The sequence below is a fragment of the Paenibacillus sp. OSY-SE genome (assembly GCF_000283315.1).
Lineage (GTDB): Bacteria > Bacillota > Bacilli > Paenibacillales > Paenibacillaceae > Paenibacillus_B > Paenibacillus_B profundus.
Window position 1 is genome coordinate 1 of the sequence record NZ_ALKF01000094.1, and the last position, 2,015, is coordinate 2,015.

Here is a 2,015-nt window from a genome sequence, read left to right on the forward strand (position 1 = left end):
CACGAGCCGCAATCCGATCTTCGATGCGATGCTCGTGCTGCAGAACATGGATCAGGCGGAGCTTGAGCTCCCCGATCTCCAGTTGACTCCGTATCTTATGGAGGACACGATAGCCAAGTTTGACTTGACGCTCATCGTAACCGAGCAGCGGGAGGGCTTTTCCTGCAGCTGGGAATATTCAGCCGCTTTATTTACAGAAGAGACTATCAGACGTTGGGCGGAACATTTTACAGAGCTTCTGCGCCATGTGTCGAGCCAGCCTGAAGCGGCATTGGGAGCAGCCCCTCTGCTGACAGCAGCGCAGGAGCGTCAATTGATGCAGGAGTTTAATCCGGCCCGGATAGATCTTGTCAGCAGCAAGACACTACTCGAGTTATTCGAAGAACAAGCGCTGCGGCATCCGGACCGTACGGCAGTCGTTTTCGACAACCATGAAATGAGTTATGCCGAACTGAATGATCGTGCCAGCCGTCTTGCTCAGACGCTGAAGCAGCGAGGCGCCGGACCCGAGGACATTGTCGGCGTTCTCGTGACCCGCTCTGCCTGGATGGTTGTGGCTGTATTGGCAGTCTGGAAATCGGGCGGTGCCTATTTGCCGCTGGATGCCGATTATCCAGCCGAACGGATTGCGTATATGCTCGAAGAAAGCGGGGCCCGCCTGCTTCTGACAGAGCGGGAGTACGGCGAGGAATGGGAGGCAGCATATGACGTTTTATACTTGGAAGTCGATGCTGCAGCAGTTACAGAAGGTATTTCACTGCAACTGCCCATGCCCCAACATTTGGCCTATGTTATTTTTACATCGGGCACGACGGGCAAACCGAAGGGTGTCATGATCGAACATGGACATCTAATGGAGAGAATTTTTGCATGGAACCAAGCTTATAGTCTGAACTTACAGGAAGTCCGGCTGCTGCAGATGGCCAGTTTCTCCTTCGATGTGTTTGTCGAAGATATGGCCCGGGCACTTCCTTTCGGAGGGTCGATGGTCATTTGTCCAAGCGAGCTGCGTCTGCAGCCCGCGGCCATAGCTGGATTGATCCGCACGCATGCGATTACGCTGCTTAACTCGACACCGTCCTTAGTGATGTCCATTATGAAATACATCGATGAGCGACAGGTGGACGTACCGTCTCTGCGACTGCTGATTTTGGGCGGCGACCGTTGTCTCAATCCTGATTTTCACTGGCTGCTTGAACGGTTCGGACAGAGGATGCGGATTATCAACTGCTATGGGGTAACCGAAGCGACCGTTGACTCTTCCTTCTATGAGTGGACAGGGGCACCGGAACAGTATCCGTTAACACCATCGGGGCACGTACCGATCGGAAAACCGTTTCAGAATGTGAGGCTTTATGTCGTAGATCCTCAACATGGCAAGCTGCAGCCAGTCGGAGTATATGGAGAGCTGTTCATCGGCGGTGCAGGCGTAGGACGCGGATATGTGAACAGACCGCAGCTGTCCGAGGAAAGGTTTATTCCGAGTTCCTTTATGGAAGGAGAACGGTTGTATAGAACCGGGGATCTGGTGCGCTGGTTGCCAGATGGCAGTCTCGAATTTGCCGGCCGCAATGACCACCAAGTAAAAATTCGCGGATACCGGATCGAACTGGGAGAGATTGAACAACACCTTGCCGAGCTTGAAGGGGTTACGGAATCGGCAGTCGCCGCTTGGGAGTTGGAGCAGGGGGACCTCGAATTGTGCGCCTATGTGGTCACGAGCGAAGAAACGGAGGTTTCATCCCTGCGTAAGGCCCTGTCTGCACGGCTTCCGGGCTTCATGGTTCCATCGCGCTTCGTACAGCTGGAAGAGCTTCCGCTGACACCGAATGGGAAAGTGGACCGCCGGGCGCTGCCGAAGCCGTCGGGAAGCGGATCCGCTGCTGGATATACAGCGCCGCGAACCGAAGCAGAAGCGAAGCTGGCGCTGTTGTGGCAGGATGTGCTGGGTGTCGGGCGCGTAGGCATCCACGATAACTTCTTCGAGCTGGGAGGCCATTCCTTGAAGGCCATGA

The 2,015-nt window shown here is 54.9% G+C and carries 1 protein-coding gene; it reads left to right on the plus strand.

Features of this window, described 5'->3' with window-relative positions:
• The coding region (locus A372_RS32755) for a non-ribosomal peptide synthetase (RefSeq protein WP_036702791.1) at nucleotides 1–2,015 on the plus strand (2,015 nt) is incomplete at both ends.